At 65.3% G+C, this 21,023-nt stretch carries 20 protein-coding genes; 16 read left to right on the top strand and 4 right to left on the bottom strand.

Annotated elements, in window-relative coordinates; translation table 11 throughout:
• Positions 1–110: 110 nt before the first annotated feature.
• Positions 111–2,441 carry a 5-methyltetrahydropteroyltriglutamate--homocysteine S-methyltransferase gene (gene metE / locus F1609_RS18670; RefSeq protein WP_167077949.1) on the bottom strand — a complete coding sequence of 777 codons (2,331 nt, stop codon included), beginning with the start codon at positions 2,439–2,441 and terminating at the stop codon, positions 111–113.
• A gap of 110 nt (positions 2,442–2,551) precedes the next feature.
• Here metE and F1609_RS18665 point away from each other — a divergent pair, with 110 nt between their 5' ends.
• The 10 genes from F1609_RS18665 to F1609_RS18620 all read left to right on the top strand — a co-directional run bounded on the left by F1609_RS18665 (position 2,552) and on the right by F1609_RS18620 (position 10,387).
• Positions 2,552–3,460 carry a LysR family transcriptional regulator gene (locus F1609_RS18665; protein ID WP_167077947.1) on the top strand — a complete coding sequence of 303 codons (909 nt, stop codon included), beginning with the start codon at positions 2,552–2,554 and terminating at the stop codon, positions 3,458–3,460.
• 118 nt (positions 3,461–3,578) lie between these two features.
• Positions 3,579–3,938 (top strand): hypothetical protein, encoded by a 360-nt coding sequence (locus F1609_RS18660; RefSeq protein ID WP_167077945.1) that lies wholly within the window; start codon positions 3,579–3,581, stop codon positions 3,936–3,938.
• Positions 3,939–3,992: 54 nt separating this feature from the next.
• Positions 3,993–5,171: an acetyl-CoA C-acetyltransferase gene (locus F1609_RS18655; RefSeq protein ID WP_167077943.1), complete on the top strand. Its 1,179-nt coding sequence runs from the start codon at positions 3,993–3,995 to the stop codon at positions 5,169–5,171.
• Positions 5,172–5,322: 151 nt separating this feature from the next.
• The gene (phbB, locus tag F1609_RS18650) at positions 5,323–6,063 is read left to right on the top strand and encodes an acetoacetyl-CoA reductase (RefSeq protein ID WP_167077941.1); all 741 of its coding nucleotides are present in this window, start codon (positions 5,323–5,325) and stop codon (positions 6,061–6,063) included.
• 71 nt (positions 6,064–6,134) lie between these two features.
• A complete protein-coding gene (locus tag F1609_RS18645; protein WP_167077939.1) occupies positions 6,135–6,854 on the top strand; it encodes an AAA family ATPase in 720 nt (239 codons plus the stop codon).
• Positions 6,847–7,866, top strand: coding sequence for a DUF1993 family protein (locus tag F1609_RS18640; protein WP_167077937.1), 1,020 nt, complete (start codon positions 6,847–6,849; stop codon positions 7,864–7,866). The genes F1609_RS18645 and F1609_RS18640 overlap by 8 nt, the downstream gene beginning before the upstream one ends.
• Positions 7,847–8,383: a hypothetical protein gene (locus F1609_RS18635; protein ID WP_167077935.1), complete on the top strand. Its 537-nt coding sequence runs from the start codon at positions 7,847–7,849 to the stop codon at positions 8,381–8,383. Before F1609_RS18640 ends, F1609_RS18635 begins: the two co-directional genes overlap by 20 nt.
• Before the next feature lie 53 nt (positions 8,384–8,436).
• Entirely contained in the window at positions 8,437–9,393 is a 957-nt protein-coding gene (pip, locus tag F1609_RS18630) for a prolyl aminopeptidase (RefSeq protein ID WP_167077933.1), read from the top strand.
• Positions 9,394–9,456: 63 nt separating this feature from the next.
• Complete coding sequence (locus tag F1609_RS18625; protein WP_167077931.1) at positions 9,457–9,915, top strand: DUF2721 domain-containing protein; 459 nt, start codon at positions 9,457–9,459, stop codon at positions 9,913–9,915.
• Between the two features lie 16 nt (positions 9,916–9,931).
• Complete coding sequence (locus tag F1609_RS18620; protein WP_167077929.1) at positions 9,932–10,387, top strand: hypothetical protein; 456 nt, start codon at positions 9,932–9,934, stop codon at positions 10,385–10,387.
• Between the two features lie 21 nt (positions 10,388–10,408).
• On the opposite strand, the gene F1609_RS18615 is transcribed toward F1609_RS18620, so the two are convergent.
• Positions 10,409–10,900: an SRPBCC family protein gene (locus tag F1609_RS18615; RefSeq protein ID WP_370661642.1), complete on the bottom strand. Its 492-nt coding sequence runs from the start codon at positions 10,898–10,900 to the stop codon at positions 10,409–10,411.
• Positions 10,901–11,147: 247 nt separating this feature from the next.
• Here F1609_RS18615 and F1609_RS18610 point away from each other — a divergent pair, with 247 nt between their 5' ends.
• Positions 11,148–13,187, top strand: coding sequence for an NADPH-dependent 2,4-dienoyl-CoA reductase (locus F1609_RS18610; RefSeq protein WP_167077925.1), 2,040 nt, complete (start codon positions 11,148–11,150; stop codon positions 13,185–13,187).
• A 54-nt stretch (positions 13,188–13,241) separates the two neighbouring features.
• Positions 13,242–13,742, top strand: coding sequence for a hypothetical protein (locus F1609_RS18605; RefSeq protein WP_167077923.1), 501 nt, complete (start codon positions 13,242–13,244; stop codon positions 13,740–13,742).
• A 30-nt stretch (positions 13,743–13,772) separates the two neighbouring features.
• Here the strand turns inward: F1609_RS18605 and F1609_RS18600 are convergent, their stop codons facing one another.
• Positions 13,773–14,894, bottom strand: coding sequence for a beta-ketoacyl-ACP synthase III (locus F1609_RS18600; protein WP_167077921.1), 1,122 nt, complete (start codon positions 14,892–14,894; stop codon positions 13,773–13,775).
• A gap of 331 nt (positions 14,895–15,225) precedes the next feature.
• Here F1609_RS18600 and F1609_RS18595 point away from each other — a divergent pair, with 331 nt between their 5' ends.
• From F1609_RS18595 to F1609_RS18580, 4 genes are read left to right on the top strand one after another with little or no spacing between them, the layout of a single operon-like run.
• Entirely contained in the window at positions 15,226–17,358 is a 2,133-nt protein-coding gene (locus tag F1609_RS18595) for a TonB-dependent receptor (protein WP_370661641.1), read from the top strand.
• A gap of 1 nt (position 17,359) precedes the next feature.
• Positions 17,360–17,647, top strand: coding sequence for a hypothetical protein (locus tag F1609_RS18590; protein WP_167077919.1), 288 nt, complete (start codon positions 17,360–17,362; stop codon positions 17,645–17,647).
• Positions 17,648–17,651: 4 nt separating this feature from the next.
• Positions 17,652–19,175 (top strand): PepSY-associated TM helix domain-containing protein, encoded by a 1,524-nt coding sequence (locus tag F1609_RS18585; RefSeq protein ID WP_167077917.1) that lies wholly within the window; start codon positions 17,652–17,654, stop codon positions 19,173–19,175.
• Positions 19,168–19,473: a DUF3325 family protein gene (locus tag F1609_RS18580; RefSeq protein ID WP_167077915.1), complete on the top strand. Its 306-nt coding sequence runs from the start codon at positions 19,168–19,170 to the stop codon at positions 19,471–19,473. The genes F1609_RS18585 and F1609_RS18580 overlap by 8 nt, the downstream gene beginning before the upstream one ends.
• Here the strand turns inward: F1609_RS18580 and F1609_RS18575 are convergent.
• A complete protein-coding gene (locus F1609_RS18575) occupies positions 19,463–20,914 on the bottom strand; it encodes a S41 family peptidase (RefSeq protein WP_167077913.1) in 1,452 nt (483 codons plus the stop codon). The genes F1609_RS18580 and F1609_RS18575 overlap by 11 nt on opposite strands.
• Positions 20,915–21,023: the final 109 nt, after the last annotated feature.

Genomic DNA, 21,023 nt, shown 5'->3' with positions numbered 1-21,023 from the left:
ACGTCATGATGATCAAAAAATCAACCTTTTAAAAATTGATATATTTACAACGCCGGTCTGCAAAAGCGGCGTTCAGACCTCGCAAGCGGTAGACTGTTCGGTTGCCTGCCTCAGGCCGGAATGTTGATATCCGCACCTTCCTGGGCCCGCATGCGCCGCGCCGCCGCCACCATGTTCACCAGCGCCGCTTCGGTCTCTTCCCAGCCGCGTGTCTTCAGGCCGCAATCGGGATTGACCCACAAATTTGCCGCCGGAATCACCTGGGCCGCCTTGCGCAGCAGGCGTTCGATGGCGTCCGTGCCCGGCACCGCCGGCGAGTGAATGTCGTACACCCCCGGCCCGATCTCGTTCGGATAGCGAAACTGCCCGAAGCCGTCGAGCAGCGCCATGTCCGAGCGGCTCGTTTCGATCGTGATCACGTCGGCATCGAGCGCGGCGATCTGCGGCAGGATGTCGTTGAACTCGGCGTAGCACATATGCGTGTGAATCTGGGTATCGTCGCGCGCCGCGCCGGCCGTGATGCGAAACGCGCGCACGGCCCACGCCAGGTAATCGTCCCAGCGCGCGCGCCGCAGCGGCAAGCCTTCGCGCAGGGCCGGTTCGTCGATCTGGATGATGCCGATGCCCCCCGCCTGCAAGTCCGCCACTTCGTCGCGCATGGCCAGCGCGATCTGCAGCGCGGTCAATGCGCGCGGCTGGTCGTCGCGCACGAACGACCATTGCAGGATGGTCGCCGGCCCGGTCAGCATGCCCTTGACCGGGCGCGCCGACAGGCTTTGCGCATGCGCCGACCAGGGCACCGTCATCGGGCGCGGGCGCGCCACGTCGCCATACAGCACCGGCGGCTTGACGCAGCGCGAGCCGTACGACTGCACCCAGCCGTGCTGCGTGAACACGAAGCCGTCGAGCTGTTCGCCGAAATACTCGACCATGTCGTTGCGCTCGGCTTCGCCATGCACCAGCACATCGAGCCCGATGGCTTCCTGGCGCGCCACCGCGTGCGCGATTTCGGCGCGCATCGCTGTTTCATACTGCGCCAGCGGCAGGGCTCCGCGGCGAAAGGCCGCGCGCGCGGCGCGGATCGCCGCCGTCTGCGGAAACGAGCCGATGGTGGTGGTCGGATACGCCGGCAGCCGCAAGCGCGCGCGCTGCACCGCCTGGCGCGCGGCAAACGGGGCGCCGCGCCGGTCGGCGCCGCTTGGTAAGGCGTGCACCCGGGCCGCCACGGCGTCGCTGTGCACGCGCTTGCTGCGGGCGCGGCTGGTAATCGCGGCGCGCGCCTCGATCAGCTGCGGGGCCGCTTGGCCGCTCAGGGCCGCTTTCAGGGTCGCCAGTTCCCCCAGCTTTTCGGTGGCGAACGCCAGCCACGAACGTACCTCGGGGTCGAGCGCGCTTTCGTCGGCCAGGCTCAGGGGCACGTGCAGCAGCGAACATGACGGCGCCAGCCACAGCTCGCCGCGTTTGTCCAGCAGCGGCGCCAGCACGGCGATGGCCGCGTCGAGATCGGTGCGCCAGATGTTGCGCCCGTCGACGATGCCGACCGACAGCACTTTGGGTAAGGCCAGCCAGTCGCACACGCTGGTCAGTTCATGCGCCGCGCGCACGCCGTCCACATGCAGGCCGGCCACCGGCAGGCGGCAGGCCAGGCCCAGGTTTTCTTCCAGCGGTGAAAAATAGGTCGCCAGCATCATGCGCGCGCCGGACTGCGCCAGCAGCCAGTAGGCGATCTCGAAAGCGTTGCGCCATTCCTGCGGCAAGTCCAGCCCCAGAATCGGTTCGTCGATCTGGACCCATTCCACGCCTTGCGCTTTGAGCTTCATCAACAGGGCCGTGTAGACCGGCAACAGCTTCTCCAGCAGGCTCAGGCGATCAAAGCCATCCTCGCGCGCCGTGCCCAGCCACAGGAAGGTGAGCGGACCGATCAGGCTGGCCTTGACCCGGTGCCCGAGCGCTTGCGCTTCAAGCACCTCCGCCAGCAGGCGCTCGCCGGCCAGCGTGAAAGCGGTATCCGGGCCGAATTCCGGCACCAGGTAATGGTAGTTGGTGTCGAACCACTTGGTCATGTCGAGCGCGTGGCTGGTGGCTGGCCCGGCATGCGGGTGGCCGCAGCAGCCGGCCGGCGCGCCACCCGCGCCGCGCGCCATGGCGAAATAGCGCGCCAGCGGCGTGGCCGCGCCGCTGGCGCCGAAGCGCGCCGGCTCGCAGCCGAACAGCTGGATGTGGCTGGCCATCTGGTCATAGAAGGCGAAGTCGCCCACGGTCACCAGTTCCAGCCCGGCACCGGCCTGCAAGGCCCAGTGGCGCGCGCGCAGGGCGGCGCCGGCCGCTTCCAGAGCGGCCTCGTCGATATCGCCGCGCCAGAAGGCTTCGAGGGCGGTTTTCAGTTCGCGCCGCGCGCCGATGCGGGGGAAGCCAAGTACGTGAGTGTGCAGCGTTTTCATGATGTCATCGAGATTTCATTGTTGGTGTGTAAAGTTTGCGGCAAAGTGTCATATAATCAAAACGAAACCTTTTGCAGTTCCGCATGAAAAATTTTCACTGACCGAGACCCATGCTTGAACTCCGCCACCTGCGCACGCTCACCGCCTTGCGCACATCCGGCAGCCTGGTGCGTGCCGCCCAGCTGCTGAACCTGACGCAATCGGCCCTGTCGCACCAGGTCAAGCTGATGGAAGAGCGCTACGGCGCCCCCCTGTTCGAGCGCAAGTCGCTGCCGATCGCGTTTACCGCCACCGGCATGCGCCTGTTGCAACTGGCCGACCAGGTGCTGCCCGAGGTCGAACAGGCCGAACGCGACGTGGCGCGCCTGTCGCAGGGCGACCGTGGCCAGTTGCGCGTGGCGCTCGAATGCCATACCTGCTTCGACTGGCTGATGCCGGTGATGGACGCCTTCCGCCAGCGCTGGCCCGATGTCGAGATCGACCTGGTGTCGGGCTTTCACAGCGAGCCGATCGACCTGTTGCGCACAGGCCAGGCCGACCTGGTGATCGGTTCGGCGGGCGGCCCCGAGTACACCGTGTTCCCCCTGTTCCGCTACGAAATCCTGGTGGTGCTGGCCCAGAAGCACCGCCTGGCCACCCAGCGCCGCCTGGAAGCGCCCGACTTCGAGGGCGAAACCCTGATCACCTACCCGGTGCCGGAACAGCGGATCGACCTGATCCGCGAAGTCTTGCGCCCGGCCAATGTGCGCTTCGAACGCCGCACCGCCGAGCTGACCGTGGCCATCCTCCAGCTCGTCGCCAGCCGGCGCGGCCTGGCCGCGCTGCCCAACTGGGCCATCAAGAACTACGTCGACTACGATTACGTGCTGTCGCGCCCGGTGGGCGAGTTCGGCCTGTGGAGCGACCTGTTCGTCTCGGTGCCGCCGGCACTGGCCGCCAAGGCCTACGTGAGCGACTTCGTCGGCGTGATCCGCGAACAATGCGCGCGCACGCTCGACGGCATCACCTTGCTTAGCTGATATCCAAGCGGGGTAATTTGCGGCTGCACGGCAATCCCCGATTGTTTTTAGTAAATAAGCTGATAAGATTGATTTTGCTCAAACTCGAACGGAACCTGGAAAACTAAGATGGAGGACTTTGTCACGCTGTGTGCTGTCAAAGCCTGTTCATCTGAAAAGGGAAACCATGTTTTCAAGTTCTGACCCATTTTTCCGCCCCGTGCGGGAACTGTTCGACGCCCACGCGGGCATGTATCAGCGCAGTGTCCAGGCAGCGATGGATGCCGCCGTATCCGCAGTGGAAGTCAATGTCGATTCGATAAGAACCCTGCTCGCCTCGGCCACCGTCGCAACCCGGCAATGGCAATACGCGGGCGGCGCCAGCAACTGGCTGACCCCGGTTCCGCGCGATGCATGGCAGTTTGCATTTTTCGGTCGGCCCCTGTTGGACGCGCCGCCGGCCGGCGTAGCGCCGGGAACGGCGACCGGCAAAGTCTAGTTCACTTGAAACCCACTGGCCTCCGCGCCAGAACACAGCACATCGGAGATTCACATGGAAGACGTCGTAATCGTGGCCGCTGGCCGTACCGCAGTCGGTAAATTTGGCGGTGCACTGGCGAAAATCCCCGCCGCCGAACTGGGCGCCCACGTCATCAAGCACCTGCTGGCGAAGATCGACCTCGATCCGGCCAAAGTGAACGAGGTCATCCTCGGCCAGGTGCTCACCGCCGGCGCCGGCCAGGGTCCTGCGCGCCAGGCCGCCCTCAAGGCCGGCTTGCCCGACATGGTGCCGGCGTTTACCGTCGGTAAAGTCTGCGGCAGCGGCCTGAAAGCCACCCACCTGGCGGCCCAGGCCATCAAGTGCGGCGATGCCGACATCATCATCGCCGGCGGCCAGGAAAACATGAGCGCCTCGCCGCACGTGCTGCCCGGCTCGCGCGACGGTTTCCGCATGGGCGAGGCCAAGCTGGTCGACACCATGATCGTCGACGGCCTGTGGGACGCCTTCAACCAGTACCACATGGGCGTGACCGCCGAAAACGTCGCCAAGAAGTACGACGTCTCGCGCGCCGAGCAGGACGAATTCGCGCTGCAGTCGCAGCTCAAGGCCGAGGCCGCTCAAAAGGCCGGCAAGTTCAAGGATGAAATCATTCCTTTCGAAATCGTGTCCAAGAAAGGCACGGTCGTGTTCGACACCGACGAGTATCCGAAGCACGGCACCACGCTTGAATCGCTGGCCAGCCTGCGCCCCGCTTTCGACAAAGCTGGTACCGTTACGGCCGGCAATGCGTCGGGCCTGAACGATGGCGCCGCCGCCGTGATCATGATGTCCGCCTCCAAGGCCAGGGAACTGGGCCTCAAGCCGCTGGCGCGCATCAAGGCCTATTCGTCGGCCGGGCTGGACCCGAGCATCATGGGCATGGGCCCGGTCTCGGCGACCAGGCTGTGCCTGCAAAAGGCCGGCTGGAAGCACGAAGACGTGGACCTGATGGAAATTAACGAAGCCTTCGCCGCGCAGGCGGTTGCCGTCAATAAAGAGATGGGCTGGGATACCAGCAAGATCAACGTCAATGGCGGCGCAATTGCACTTGGGCACCCAATTGGTGCGTCGGGCTGCCGCGTGCTGGTGACCCTGCTGCACGAAATGATCCGCCGCGACGCCAAGCGCGGGCTGGCCAGCCTGTGCATCGGCGGCGGCATGGGAGTTGCTTTGGCAGTAGAACGCGACTGAGCCTCGTTGCGCGCAAGCGCAATGGAGTATCACGGAGCGACAATGAGCGCAGCCGGGCACGACCCGGCGGCGCTTGAGCGGAGCACGGGCGGTGCCAATCCCGCCCCCGCGATTTGGTTGGAGTTGGTGTATAAAAACAGGAGAAGACAACATGGCTAGAGTTGCATTAGTGACCGGCGGTATGGGCGGTTTGGGCGAGGCGGTCTGTTTCAAGCTGGCCGCTCTCGGGTATCGGGTCGTCACCACGTATTCCCCTGGTAATAAAAAGGTCGCCGAATGGCTGGCGACCACCAAGGACATGGGCTACGACTTCAAGGCGTATGAGTGCGACGTGGCCGACTACGATTCGGCGCAGGCGTGCGTGGCCAAGATCGGCGACGAAGTCGGCCTGATCGACGTGCTGGTCAACAACGCCGGCATCACGCGCGACATGACGTTCAAGAAAATGGACAAGCCGAACTGGGACGCTGTCATGGCGACCAACCTCGACTCCGTTTTCAACATGACCAAGCCGGTGTGCGATGGCATGGTCGAGCGCGGCTGGGGCCGCATCATCAATATTTCGTCGGTGAACGGACAGAAGGGCGCCTTCGGCCAGACCAACTATTCGGCGGCCAAGGCCGGCATGCACGGTTTCACCAAGGCGCTGGCGCTGGAAGTGGCGCGCAAGGGCGTGACCGTCAACACCATCTCGCCAGGCTACATCGGCACCAAGATGGTCATGGAAATCCCGAAAGAAGTGCTCGACACCAAGATCATCCCGCAAATTCCGATGGCGCGCCTGGGCAAGCCGGAAGAAGTCGCCGGCCTGGTTGCTTACCTGTCGTCGGACGAAGCCGCTTTCGTGACCGGCGCCAACATCGCCATCAACGGCGGGCAGCACATGTCCTGATCGCCGCACGCAGCGGCAGGACCCGAAAAGCACTGCCCGCGGGTGGTGCTTTTTTTCACCGAGGATGCGTCATGGCGATCAGCGCCAAACCCTATTTGCGCGAAATATCGATCGCCGGCGACGCCGAGATCGACTTCGACAGCTATCCCTTCAACATCCCCGCCGTGCGCGACATGGGCGTGATCGAGCTGCACGCCGACGTGACTTTTTTCGTCGGCGAGAACGGCGCCGGCAAGTCGACCATGCTTGAAGCGATCGCCGTGGCGATGGGCCTGCCTAGCGAAGGCGGCAGCCGCCACGTCCATCGCGCGCAGCAGGATGTGTCGTCGCTGCACGGCTCTCTGAAACTTGTGAAAAGCTTTCGTAAACCGGCCTGGTCGTACTTTCTGCGCGCTGAAAGCCTGTTCAATGTCTTCAGCTATCTTGACGACCTTCCTCCTGGTGGCGGGCCATCGAAGCACATCCGCTCGCATGGCGAAGCCTTCATGGACGTGATGCTGGAGTTTTCCGCCGGCGGCCTGTACCTGCTCGACGAGCCCGAGGCGGCGCTCTCGCCCAATCGCCAGCTGGCCGCGTTGTCCGCCATCGACCAGTTGGTCAAGCAGGACTGCCAGTTCATTATCGCCACCCATTCGCCTATCCTGCTGTCGTACCCGAACGCCAGAATCCTGCAGTTCGACGGCAGCGGCATCACCGAAGTGGCGTTTGAAGACACCGAACACTTCGCCGTCACGCGCGATTTTCTCAACCACTACCCGCAGCGCCTCAAACAACTGCTCGCCGATGACTGACCACAGGAACACCACCGACTTGAATACCACGTCCACGCTCACCTTCAGGCTCGCCACCGTTGCCGACATCGGCGCCATGTCGGCCATCCGCCTGGCCGTCACCGAAAACCGCCTGCGCGACCCGGGCCGCGTCACGCTCGCCATGTACCGCGACTATATGGGGCGCCTGGGGCGCAGCTGGGTGTGCGAGGACGATGGCGTCATCGCCGGTTTCGCCAGCGCCGACCACGTGCAGGGCTCGATCTGGGCGCTGTTCATCGATCCGGCGCGCGAAGGGCAGGGCATCGGCAAGCGCCTGCTGGCGCTGGCGGTCGATGACCTGTTCCAGCAAGGGCACGAGCAGATTGTGCTCTCGACCAGCGCCGACACGCGCGCCGACATCTTTTATGAATCGCAGGGCTGGGAGCGCGGCAAGATGAAAGACGATATCGAAGTCCAGTATTCGCTCCAGCGCGCGCGCGAAGTGGCGCCGCCGGCCGACAATCTGTACGAAGCGAGCGTGCCGGTGTTCCGGCGCTACCTGGGCCGGCTGCGCGCCATGCTGCTGCTGGCCGAAGCAGATCCGCAAGGCCCCGCGCTGCTGCAAGCGCGCCTGGCGCCCGGCATGCTGACCCTGGCCGTGCAGGCCGAGGTGGCGGCCAATTTCGCCGTGCGCGCCTGCGCCCCGCTGGCCGGGAGTGCCTTGTCGGACAGCGGCGCCTTTCCCGCCAGCGTGCTGCGCGAGAGCGGCAAGTTCCCGCCCACGTACGAGGGCCTCGGCCAGCGCATCGACTTCGTGCGCGGTTTCCTGGACGCGCTCACGCCCGCGCAGTTCGACGGCGCCGCCAGCCGCATGATCAGCGACCGCGCCGGCGAAGCCGTGGTCACCCTGGCCGGCCAGCCCTTCCTGCTGCAATACGCGCTGCCGAACTTCTTTTTCCACCTGACCGCCGCCTACGCCATCCTGCGCCACCACGGCCTTGCGATCGGCAAGGCCGATTTCGACGGCTTCCATGTCTACACCGGCGCCTGACGCGGCGGCGCTGCTGCACGAACTGCTGCTGCGCGGGCTGTGGAGCACCGTCATCGATGAAGCCGCGCCCGAGGCAGTGCAGCGCCATGGCGGCGCCGTGGCACGCTTGCTCGCCGCCGGCGTCGACCCGCACGATCTGGTGGACGTCATCCGCGAGGCCCAGGTCGACACCATCTACAACGTGGCGCAGCTGATCGACTGGCCCGACGAGGACGTGGCGCCGGATGACGCTTGCGAGGTACGCCTGGCGGCCACCCTGGCCGGCGCCCCGCCGCAGCCGCTGCCCGAGCTGCATTCCTGCCTGATGGAGCGCGACCCGAGCGGGCGCGCCGGCGAGCCGCGGTCGCCCGAACTGCGTCAATACGCCATGCTCGACGCCGGCGTGCGCGCGCAAATCAAGGCCCTGGCCGCCGCCCGCAAATTCCCGGCCGCCGCCCTCCTGTGGAAGCGGCACGCCGGCGGCGACCTGGCAGCCGCCCTGGCCGCAGTCAAGCAACTGGCCATCCGCACGGGGTAGGGCGGCGGCGCGCCAGTGCGCTACAATCGACTGTCAACCACAAGAGGACTCCCATGCCCGCCATCCCGACCTGCCTGTTCCCGCCGATCCAGCCGACCCGGCACGGCATGCTGCAAGTCGATGCGCTCCATACCATCTACTGGGAGGAAGCGGGCAACCCCAAGGGCATCCCCGTGCTGTTCCTGCACGGCGGGCCGGGTGCGGGCCTGTCGCCCCAGCACCGGCGCTTTTTCGACCCGCAGCAGTACCGCATCATCCTGTTCGACCAGCGCGGCGCCGGCAAATCGACCCCGCTGGGCGAGTGGCGCGAGAACACCACCCAACTCCTGATCGACGATATCGAAACCCTGCGCGCCCAGTTCGGCGTGGACAAGTGGCTGGTGTTCGGCGGCTCGTGGGGCTCGACCCTGGCGCTGGCCTACGGGCAAGCGCACCCCGAGCGCTGCCTCGGCTTCATCCTGCGCGGGATCTTCCTGTGCACCGCGGCCGAAGTGGACTGGTTCCTGCACGGCGTGCGCTGGTTCTACCCCGAGCTGTACGACGAATTCGTGGCCCCGATTCCCGAAGCCGAGCGGGCCGACCTGCTCACCGCCTACACCTCGCGCATGCTGTGCGACGACCCGGCCGTGTACTGGCCGGCGGCGCGCGCCTGGAGCCGCTTCGAAGGCCGGCGCGTGTTCCTGCTGCCGCAGCCGGAAGACACCGCCTCCGACACGCTCGACCTGGGCGTGGGCCGGCTCGAATCGCACTACATGGCCAACGGCGGCTTTCTGCGCGAGGACCAGCTGGTGCAGGACGTGGGCCGCATCGCGCACCTGCCGTGCGTGATCGTGCAGGGCCGCTACGATGTGATTTGCCCGCCGCTGTCGGCCCACCGCCTGCACCAGGCCTGGCCGGGTTCGCGCATGCGCATGGTGGCCGACGCCGGCCATGGCGCGCTGGAAGCGGGCATCGCCAAGGCGCTGGTGGGCGCCACCGAGCAGTTCAAGCGCAGCGGGCGCTTCGATTAGCGATGGCGGGGGTGGCCCTGCTACACTAGCGGCTGCCATGCATAACCACGATTCCAGCGCCCTATGAACCTCCAGCTCACCGATATCGGCCACGTCATCCAGCTGGCCATTGCGCCGGTGTTCCTGCTCACGGGCGTGTGCACCAACCTGATGGTGCTGACCAACCGCCTGGCGCGCATCATCGACCGCTCGCGCGTGCTGGAAGACCGCCTCGACATCGCCTACCAGGACGCCTACATGGATGAACTGGACGTGCTGTACCGGCGCTGGCACCTGATTAACTACGCCATTGCGCTGAGCACCGCCTGCGGCCTGCTCATTTGCCTGGTCATTGCGCTGCTGTTCCTGGGCGATACCACCAACGTCCCGCTCGACCAATACATCGCCGGCCTGTTCGTGATCGCGATGCTGTGCCTGATCGGCGCCTTCGTGTACCTGCTGGTCGAAATTTTTGTCGCGTCCAAGACGCTGCGTTCGCGCCGCCACGTGCGTCCGCCCGGCTCCCTGCCGAATCCACACTAACAGATTGAGTTTTCTTATGCACGATTATCAACGTCCCCCGACCCTGTACCGCTACGCGCCGCGCGCCGAACTCGAAGCCGCGCTGGCCCTGGGGCAGTTTCGCCTGGTCCCGGTCAACAACTGCCTGACCCTGTCGTTCTCGCAAGCCTGGGACAAAGCCCTGTTCGACGTCTTCTCGCCGGCCGACTGCTGCCTGGTGATCCACAATACCGAGGAATTCGGCGAGCGCCTGCACCGCGCCGTGCAGCGTACCTTGCCAAGTTGGGCCGGGATCGACGGCGCCGTCGAATACGGCGTGCGTGCAGCCCTCGGCGCGGCCTTCACCAAGAGCAGCGCCGAAGCCGAAGAACGCGAGTGGCAGTTCGCCTGGCGCGCCATGGCGCCGCAAATGAGCTTGAATCCGGTGACGGTCAAGATCGGCAGCATCGAAAGCTTCGGCGAACTGCGCGAGCCGCACAGCTACCAGGCTTGAAGCGATGCGTAGTTAACTGTTTCAGTTACCCGGACTGTCGCCGCGCTCCAGCCGCGCCAGCACCGCTTTCATCATGCGCTCGATGTCGGAGCGGATGATGTTCGCCCCCAGCATGCCGGGCACGTAGAACTTCGGCACCAGCTTGCCGCTGTAGACGATGCGCGTGCCGCCCGTTTCAGGCACCGGCACCAGCTCCCAGCGGCACTGGTAGACGCGCATGTCGCCGGTGACCAGGCTGATGTCGATGGCCGTCATCGGCTCCTCGGCCGCCTGCACGATCAGATGGATGTCGCGCCGGATGAACAGGAAGCTGGCCACCCCGAACTGCTCGATGATGGCCTTGTTGCCGGTGCGTGAAAGGACCTTGGAGGTTTTCAGGTCCGGCACGAATTCGGACATGCGGTCGTAATTGGTCAGCACCTTCCACACCGCCGCCGGCGACGCCTTCACCTCGCCGCTGGACGCGACTTCGAACACGTGCTGGTCGGCCACGTCGACACGCTTGACCGACACCTCCAGCCTGGATTGGGCCAGGACGGGCTCGGAACAGGCGAGAAGGCAACAAAATAGGATTCGGGGAAACATGGACCCCAGCCTACGGGAAAGCGGCTGGCCTGACAAGGGAGCGCGCTCAAGCGTGCGCGCGATAGCGGTTCAGGGCCAGGCCAAAGATTAGAACCCGGCATCTACAGAAGTAGGTTGTAATGTCGTCTCGACATGCAGTGCCGACATCCGTCTTTACGCCTGAACCCCAACGACCATGACAAACCAAGCCTATCCCCACCTGCTCGCGCCCCTGGACCTCGGCTTTACGACCCTGCGCAACCGCGTCATCATGGGCTCGATGCACACCGGGCTGGAAGACCGCTTTTACAACTACGGCAAGCTGGCCGCGTTTTACCGCGAGCGCGCCAGGGGCGGCGTGGGGCTGATCGTCACCGGCGGCATTTCTCCCAACCGCCAGGGCTGGCTGCTGCCGTTCGGCGGCACCCTCAATTTCGCGGGCGACGTGATCAACCACCGGCGCGTGACAAAGGCGGTGCACGAGGAGGGCGGCAAGATCCTGATGCAGATTTTGCACTCGGGGCGCTACGGCTATCAGCCGCTGGTGGTGTCGGCGTCGAACGTGAAGTCGCCGATTTCACCGTTCAAGCCGCGCGCGCTGACCGAGAGCGGCATCGAAGCGACCATCCGCGACTATGCGCGCTGCGCAAAACTGGCCAGGCGCGCCGGCTACGACGGCATCGAAGTGATGGGCAGCGAAGGCTACCTGCTCAACCAGTTCCTGTGCGCGCGCACCAACCTGCGCCAGGACCGCTGGGGCGGCAGCATCGAGAACCGCATGCGGCTGCCCATCGAAATCATCAAGCGCATTCGCCTGGCCGTGGGGACGGACTTCATCATCATGTACCGCCACTCGCTGCTCGACCTGGTCGAAGGCGGCAATACCTGGGACGACGTGGTCAAGGTGGCGCACGCGCTGGAAGACGCCGGCGTCACCATCCTCAACACCGGCTATGGCTGGCACGAGGCGCGCGTGCCGACCATCGTCACCTCGGTGCCACGCGCGGCCTTTGCCAGCGTGGCCGGGCGCCTGCGGCGCAAAGTGAAGATTCCGGTGGTGGCGTCGAACCGCATCAACATGCCGTTCGAAGCGAACGACATCATCGCGCGCGGCGACGCCGACATGGTCTCGATGGCGCGTCCGTTCCTGGCCGACCCCGACTTCGTGGCCAAGGCCGCAAGCGGGCGCGCCGACGAGATCAACACCTGCATCGGCTGCAACCAGGCCTGCCTCGACCACACCTTCTCGAACAAGCGCGCCAGCTGCCTGGTGAACCCGCGCGCCTGCCACGAGACGGAGCTGGTGTACGCACCCGCGCGCAAGGTCCGCAAGGTAGCGGTGGTGGGCGCCGGTCCGGCCGGGTTGTCCGCGGCGACCGTGGCGGCCGAATGCGGGCACGCGGTGACCCTGTTCGATGCGAGCGAGTCGGTCGGCGGGCAATTCAAGATCGCCATGCAAATCCCGGGCAAGGAAGAATTCGCCGAGACGATCCGCTATTTCGCGCGCAAGCTGGAACTGACCGGCGTGACCGTGCGCCTGGGCCAGCGGGTCACGCGCGAAGCGCTGCTGGCCGGTGGTTTCGACGACGTGATCGTCGCCACCGGGATCAAGGTGCGCATGCCGCCGATCGAAGGCATCAAGCATCCCAAGGTGCTGTCGTACATCGACGTGTTACAGAAAAAGGCGCCGGTGGGCAAGCGCGTGGCGATCATCGGCGCCGGCGGGATTGGCTTTGACGTGGGCGAGTATTTGCTGCACAACCCGGCGCACCCGCTGCCGCTGCCGGTGGCCGATTGGGCCGGCGAGTGGGGCGTGGACCTGGAAGCGACCACCAGCGGCGGGCTGGTGGCCCCGCACGCCGCCGAACCGGTGCGCCAGTTGTTCCTGATGCAGCGCAAGGCATCCAAGCTGGGGGCGGGGCTGGGCAAGACATCCGGCTGGGTGCACCGCGCGACCTTGAGCCGCAATGGCGTGGTGATGCTGGCCGGGGTCACCTACAACAAGATCGACGACCACGGGCTGCATATCACGGTGGGCGGGGAACAGCGCCTGATCGCGGTCGACAACGTGATCATCTGCGCGGGGCAGGACAGCTTGACGGAGCTGATGCCGGAGGACGGCGCGGCGGCCAATGGCGGGCCGGTATTCCACAAGATCGGCGGCGCCGCGCTGGCGGCCGAACTCGATGCCAAGCGGGCCATCAAGGAAGGTGCGGAACTGGCGGTGCGCCTGTAAAAAGTTTCAATTCCACCCGGTGTCAGACACCGGGCATTCAGCGGCGAGAAACCGATGCGCATTGAAAAATCGATGGAACTTGAGATCGCGGGACCCGGCTTCATCATCTATTCTCCCTTTGCCGCCGCCGGCATCGCGGAAGGGGAAGATTATCTGGAAACCGGCTTCGAGAATCCGTCCGAAGTGGAACGGCAAGCGCTGGAAGGCCTGATTGTCGGCGTCAGTACGGGCTCGCCCGGGATGTTTGTGCTCACTTTCCGTTCCGGATATCCCCCGCCCGACATGCGCGATGTGTACGGATGCGCCTTGCGGCTTGGCGTCGCAGTGAAAGACAGGTCGCTGTGTATCCGCGACCTGTTCGATCTCATCGACTGGTCGCCCGCCTGTCCCGCCCACCAGCGCCTGGAGCTGGACGACGGCTTTTACCATATCACCTTGTTGAGCAAGGCGCTGTCGCCAGGCGATCCGTCATCCGCTCACGAGATATTGGTGTATCTGCAAACATTGAACGAGATGCCGGCACTGCGGTACAACGGCGTGCCGACCCTGTTCTGATCGACGGCCCCGGCGCCGTCGCTCGCGCGCTTACTTCTTGCGCACCACCACGCAGCCGATCGAGTACCCCGCACCGAACGAGCAAATCACGCCGTGCGAGCCGCTCGGCATGTCGTCCTGGTACTTGTGGAAGGCGATGATCGAACCGGCCGACGAGGTGTTGGCATAAGTGTCCAGGATGACCGGCGCTTCCTGCGGTTCCGCATCGCGCCCGAGCAGCATGCGGGTGATCAGCAGGTTCATGTTCAGGTTGGCCTGGTGCAGCCAGTAGCGCGATACCTGCGCCACTTCCAGCCCCGCGTTGGTGACCGTCTCGCGGATCATCTCGGCCGCCATCGGGCACACTTCCTTGAACACCTTGCGGCCCTGCTGGCGGAACAATTTGTCCGGCTTGCCCACGCCCGTCTCATCAAACCGGTTCATGAACCCGAAGTTATTGCGGATGTTGTTCGAGAATTTGGTCTTGAGCTTCGACTCCAGGATCTCGAACTGGTGCGCGCTGGTCGCCGTGTCGGCCGCTTCGATCACGATCGCGGTGCAGGCGTCGCCGAAAATGAAGTGGCTGTCGCGGTCGCGGAAGTTCAAATGGCCGCTGGTGATTTCGGGATTGAGCACCAGCACCGCGCGCGCCTGCCCGCTTTGCACCGCCGCCATCGCCGTCTGGATGCCGAAGGTGGCCGAGGAACAGGCCACGTTCATGTCGAAGCCGAAGCCGTCGATGCCCAGCGCTTCCTGCACCTCGACCGCCATGGCCGGATAGGCGCGCTGCATGTTGCTGCAGGCGACCAGCACCATGTCGATGTCGGCCGCGGTGCGTCCGGCCCGGTCCAGCGCCTGCTGCGCCGCCGCCACGCAGATTTCGGCCTGCAGCGAGATTTCTTCGTCGGCGCGCTCGGGAATGCGCGCCGTCATGCGCGCCGGATCGAGAATGCCGGCTTTTTCCATCACATAGCGCGACTTGATGCCCGAGGCTTTTTCGATGAACGCCGCGCTCGAGCTTTCGATGGCCGTCAGCTCGCCCGCCGCGATGGCGTCGGCGTGCTCGGCGTTATACAGCTCGGCGTAGGCGTTGAAGGCGACAACCAGCTCTTCGTTGGAGATCGAATGGGGCGGCGTGAACAGGCCCGTGCCGCTGATGACGACTTGTTTCATGGTGGAGCTTTCAAATAGGGTAAGCCGGGCATGACCCGGCAGGTGCCGACGATTCTACACAATGAGATTCACGGTGGCGAGAAAAGCGGGTGCTGTCAGTACGTATTCTTGCAGGTTGACAATGCCGATTTCCTACTTGATAATGAAAATCATTCTCAATAGACTGGTCCAGCGGCCCCGTTCCAACGCGCCGGACCGTCGTTTGTGCAGCCGCTTTGCCGGCGCTCTCCGCGGACTTTCCCTTGACGACATTGCCAGCCTGGACGCGCTGGTGTGGATCTTCCCCATGCAGCGCGCATGGCTGCATGCATCCACCATAAAGGAACCGCCCGTGAAATCACCGATGTCCCCGCCGCCGCAACGCCACCCCCTTTCCGCCGCCGTGATGATCGCTTTCGCCGCCCTGGCCGCGCCGATGGCGCAGGCGCAGTCGGACGACGCGGCCATGCAGGCGGTGGTGGTCTCGGCCTCGCGTTCGAACATCGAGGCGGACAAGGCGCCGCAGACGGTGGTCATCATCCGCAAGGAAGAGATCGAGCGCCAGATGGCCATTTCCAGCAATTCGTCCGACCTCCTGAGCAGCGTGCTGCCGTCCTACACGCCCAGCCGAGGCAAGATGAACGGTTCCGGCGAAACCCTGCGCGGGCGCGCGCCGCTGATCCTGGTCGACGGCGTGCCGCAATCGAACCCGATGCGCCCGACCGGGCGCGAAGCCCACACCATCGACTATGCGATGGTCGACCGGATCGAAGTGATCCAGGGCGCCAACGCCGTCAATGGCCTGGGCGCGACCGGCGGCACCATCAACATCATCACCCGCCGCCCCGAAAAAGGCTCCTTCAACCAGCACGTCGATGTCCAGGCCAGCACGCCCACCTCGGGCCTGGGCAGCGACGTGACGAGCTACAAGAGCACTTACCGCGTCTCCGGCCGCGGCGACAAGCTGGAATACCTGTTCTCGGCCGGTGTTGAAGACCAGGGCCTGTACCGCGACGGCAAGGGCCGCGCGGTCGGCACCGACAATACCCAGGGCGACCTGATGGACTCGCGCACCTGGGACATGCTGGCCAAACTCGGTTACTGGATCGACGACAAGCAGCGCCTGCAATTGTCGGTGAACCGCTTCCGCATCAAGTCCGAAGCCAATTACCTGGTGCTGGCGGGCGACCGCAAGACCGGCCTGCCGAGCGTTTCGGTCGAGGGCAAGCCGCCCGGCACCGCACCGTGGAACGATGTGTGGACTTCCAGCCTGGCCTACAGCCACGCTGACCTGGCGGGCATGGAACTGTCGGCGATGGTGTTCAACCAGGAATTCGAGGGCTTGTTCGGCGCCGATAATTCGGCCACCTTCCAGGATGCGCTGATCGCCCCGGTCGGCACCCTGTACGACCAGTCGCGGTCCGTGGCGTCCAAGTATGGCAGCAAGGTCAGTCTCGGCAAATCCGACCTGCCGGGCGGGCGCGTGAAGCTCACGGGCGGCTTCGACACCCTGTTCGACAAGGGCAAGCAAGACCTGTACGGCACCGGGCGCACCTACGTGCCGGAATCGGATTACCGCAACCTGTCGCTGTTCGTCCAGGGCGAATACAAGCTGCTCGACCAATTGACCCTGCACGTCGGCGTACGCAGGGAAAAGGCGGACCTGACTATCGACAGCTACCGCACGCTGGCGCAGTACAAGCGGGTGGCGGTCGAAGGCGGCAAGCTGAAATTTAACGAGACCCTGCTCAACGCGGGCCTGGTGTACAAGCCGGTGCAGGAGGTCAGCGTGTTCACCAGCTATTCGGAAGGCTTCGGCATGCCCGACATCGGCCGCGTGCTGCGCTCGATTAATACGCCGGGCCAGAACGTGGCCGGCATGCGCGACCTGCAACCGATCCTGACCAAGAGCGTGGAACTGGGCACCCGCATCCGCAAAGGCGACTGGGATATCGACGCCAGCATCTTCCGCTCGGATTCCGACTTCGGCACGCGCGTCATTCCCGTCAACGGCGCCTTCATGATGGCGCGCGAGAAGACCCGCATCGAAGGCGTGGAAGCGGCGGCCGGCTACCGCATCTCGGCCGCGCACCGCGCCAGGCTGGCCTACGCCTACACCAAGGGCCGCTACGACAGCGACGAAAACGGCTCGCTGGACGCGCGCCTCGATGGCCTGAACGTGGCGCCGAACCGCTTCATCGCCACCTGGGCGGCCACTTGGGGCGGCAAGCTCAAATCGTTCGTCCAGGCGCAGCACGCATTCCACCAGGAGTTCGACGATCCGGCCAAGGAGTTCAGCGGCTACACCCTGGTCGACGCCACCATCAACTACAAGCTGGCCAAGGGCGAAGTGCGGCTGGCGGTGGCCAACCTGCTGGACCGCGATTACATCACCTTCTACTCGCAAAGCGCGCTGGTCGAGCCGAAGCGCTATTTCGCCGGACGCGGAAGAGTGCTCACGCTCGGCTACGCGCTGAACTTCTGACATGAACGCGGCCAAGGCGTCCACCGGCTTGCGCACGGGCCTGCGCATCACCGGCGCGGTGTTCGGCGGCTATGCCGTCACCGCGCTGGCGGTGACCACGGCGGCCGCGCTGCTGGCGCGCTCGGGGCTGGCGCGTTCCGAAGCGGTGGCGCTGGCCGCCATGACGGGCTTTATCGTGTATCTGGCGCTGCTGCTGTGGGCGTTCAGCGTGCCTAGCCTGGCGCGCCTGTGGGGCGTGCTGGCGCTGGCCATGGCGGCCATGGGCGCCGTCCTGTACCTGCTGGCGTAAGAGCATGGACCGCACCTTTACCAAGTCGATGGCCTGGCTGCACACCTGGGCTGGCGTCTCCATCGGCAGCCTGCTGTTCGCGATTTTCTGGATGGGCACTCTGAGCGTGTTCGACCTGGAGATCGACCGCTGGATGATGCCGCAGACACGCCTCGTGCCCAGCGCGCAACCGCTCTCGCTCGACCGCGTCGCCCAGGCGGTCACGCCGCAGGTGCCGGCCGGCGCCGCCCAGTGGCGGATCGACCTGCCGACCGCGCGCGAACCGGTGCTGACTTTGTCGCACCGCGACGGCAAGGGCCAGGCCACCAGCCGCCTGCTCGACCCGGCCAGCCTTGCCTTCATTCCGGAGCAGGGCACCGAGGCCGGTTCGGGCTTCATCTTCCCCTTCCATTACAGCCTGCACGTCAAGTGGATGGACCTGGGCAAATGGCTGGTGGGCGCAGCCGCCATGAGCATGCTGGTGCTGCTGGTGTCGGGCGTGGTGATCCACAAAAAAATCTTTGTGCAGTTCTTCACCTTCCGCCCGCGCAAGCGCCTGCAGCGCAGCGCGCTCGACCTGCACAATCTGACCGGCGTGCTGGCGCTGCCGTTTCACTTCATGATTACCCTGTCAGGGCTGATCATCTTCATCACCATCTATTTTCCAACGGCGCACCAGGCGGTGTACGGCAGCGGCGAAAAAGCCAAGGCCGCATTCAGCGCCGACGCCTACGGCCGCTTCAAGCGCGCCAAAGCCAACGCGCCCGGCACACTGGGCTCGCTCGACGCCATGCAGGCGCGCGCCGAAGCCGAGTGGCGCGGCGGACGGCCGTATTTCGTGCGCGTGTTCCATCCGGGTGACGCCAACAGCTATGTGGAGCTGCGCCGCTCCTACGCCGCCGACATCACCATGAACCTGGACCAGATCTATTTCGACGCCGCCAGCGGCGCGCTGCTGCACCGCTTCGAAGCCAGGCCGGTGATGACGGTGCAGCGCTTCATGTCGGGCATTCATTTCATCCGTTTCGAGCACTGGACCTTGCGCTGGCTGTACTTTGCGGCGGGCCTGTGCGGCTGCGTGCTGATCGCCACCGGCTTCCTGTTCTGGATCGAAGGGCGGCGCGCCAGCCATGCGAAGAAGGGACTGGCCGGGGTGCGCGTGGTGGAGGGGCTGGCCATCGGCAGCGTCAGCGGGATCATGCTGGCGACGCTGGCGTTCTTTGTCGCCAACCGCGTGCTGCCGCTGGACGCGGTCTTCGCCGGCATGGCGCGCGCGCAGCTGGAGATGTGGGCCTTCTGGCTGGCCTGGCTGGCCGCGTTCGCGCATGCCTGGCTGCGGCCCGCCAAAGGGTGGAGCGAGCAGGCCTGGGCCATCGCCGCGCTGGCGCTGCTGGCGGTGCTGTTGAACTGGAGCGGTACCGGCGACCATCCGCTGCGTACCCTGGGCACAGGGCTGTACGCGGTGGCGGGCATGGATGCGGTGCTGCTGGCCGCCGCCGTCGTCGCGGTCATGGTGGCGCGCCGCAGCGGAGGGCGCAGCGATGCTTGATGGTCTGTTGAGCGTGGCCGCGTTTGCCGCAATCTGGCTCGCGTTCGGCATGCTGGCGCTGATGCAGGAGGCGCATTGGACGACCGTGACGGGGCGGGCTGACGCGCCGCCGCTGCGCCGCCAGCGCCTGTGCGCAGCGGCCGGACTGGCGCTCGGCTGCGCGCTATGCGTGGCCGTGCATGGCGCCGGATTCGGCACCTTGCTGGCGGTACTGTTGCTGGGCGCCGGCGCCATGTCGGTGGCATTCACCCTGGCGTGGAAGCCGCACTGGCTGCGCGGCCTGGCCGCTATTTTTTGAGTTTGGCGGGCGCCGGCGGCGCCTGTGCAACGGCCGGCTCTTCCACCTTGGCCGCCTTGGCCAGCCGCACCGGCAAGCCTTTCAGGTGATTGATGGCCTGGGCCAGCTGGAAGTCGTCGGCACTGCCGTATTCGAGCGGTTTGCGTTTGCGCTCGGCCGCCAGCAGGCGCCGCTGGGCCTCGATTTCCTCGCGCGTCATGGCCGCGCTTTCCTTGTCGCGGTCGTTGGAGAGATGTTTTTCCAGATCGGCCTCGCGCATGCGAAAACCGTTCATCCCATCGCCGTCGGCGTTTTCGTCCACCAGGAAGTCGGGAATGATGCCGCGCGCCTGGATCGAGCGCCCGGCCGGGGTGTAGTAGCGCGCCGTGGTCAGCTTGACGGCGGTGTCGCTGCCGAGCGGCTTGATGGTCTGTACCGAGCCCTTGCCGAAGGTGCGGCTGCCAAGGATGATGGCGCGCTTGTAGTCCTGCAGCGCGCCGGCCACGATTTCGGAGGCCGAGGCCGAGCCGGTGTTGACCAGCACCACCATCGGCACCGTCTTGAGCGCGGCCGGCAAGCGGGCCAGCGCGTCGCCGTCGCCCTGCAAGGTGTAGAACTCGGGTTTGCCGAGGTAGCTCTGGCGCGAGTTGGGCAACTGGCCGCGGGTCGAGACGATTTCGGCGCCCTTGGGCAAGAACGCGGCCGACACGCCGATCGCGCCCTGCAGCAGGCCGCCCGGATCGTTGCGCAGGTCCAGCACCAGGCCCTTGATGCCCGGATCCTGCTGGTACAGCGCGGCCAGGCGGGCCGCCATGTCATCCACGGTCGGTTCCTGGAATTGCGAAACGCGCAACCAGGCGTAGCCCGGCTCGACCATTCTGGCCTTGACGCTTTTCTGGATGATTTCCTGGCGCATGATGGTCATCACCAGCGGCAGCGGCACGTCCTTGCGCAGCAGGGTCAGGGTGACCTTGCTCATCGGCTCGCCGCGCATCTTCTTGATCGCTTCGTCGATGCCCAGGTTCTGGATGGCTTCGTTGTTGATGCGCGTAATCAGGTCGCCCGCCTTGATGCCGGCGCGCCAGGCCGGCGAATCCTCGATCGGGGCCACGATCCTGATGTAGCCTTCCTCGCTTTGGGCGATTTCGATGCCGAGGCCGACGAATTTGCCCTGGGTGCCCTCGCGCAGGTCGCGGTAGGCTTTCTTGTCGAGGTAGGCAGAATGGGGATCGAGCGAGGCCACCATGCCGGCGATGGCCTCGGTCAGCAGTTTTTTGTCTGCAACGGGTTCGACATAATCGGTCTTGATCAGATCGTAGGCCTCGGCCAGCTGGCGCAACTCCTCGAGCGGCATGCCTTGATCGACCGGCTTTTGCGCGAGTGCCGAAAACTGCATGGAAATCGCCACGCCGGCAATCGCGCCCAGGCTGACCAGCCCGGAATTTTTGAGGGTAGAACCCATGATGTCACCTACGATGCGAAGAAAAAACGCCAGTTCCGCTGATGAGCTGGCACGAATCCAGTATAAACCCGATTCCCCGGCCCGCAGCGAGATTGTTCGCGCCGGAGAT

The organism is Massilia aquatica, assembly GCF_011682045.1.
Lineage (GTDB): Bacteria > Pseudomonadota > Gammaproteobacteria > Burkholderiales > Burkholderiaceae_D > Telluria_A > Telluria_A aquatica.
This window is presented reverse-complemented; position numbering and strand designations above follow the sequence as displayed.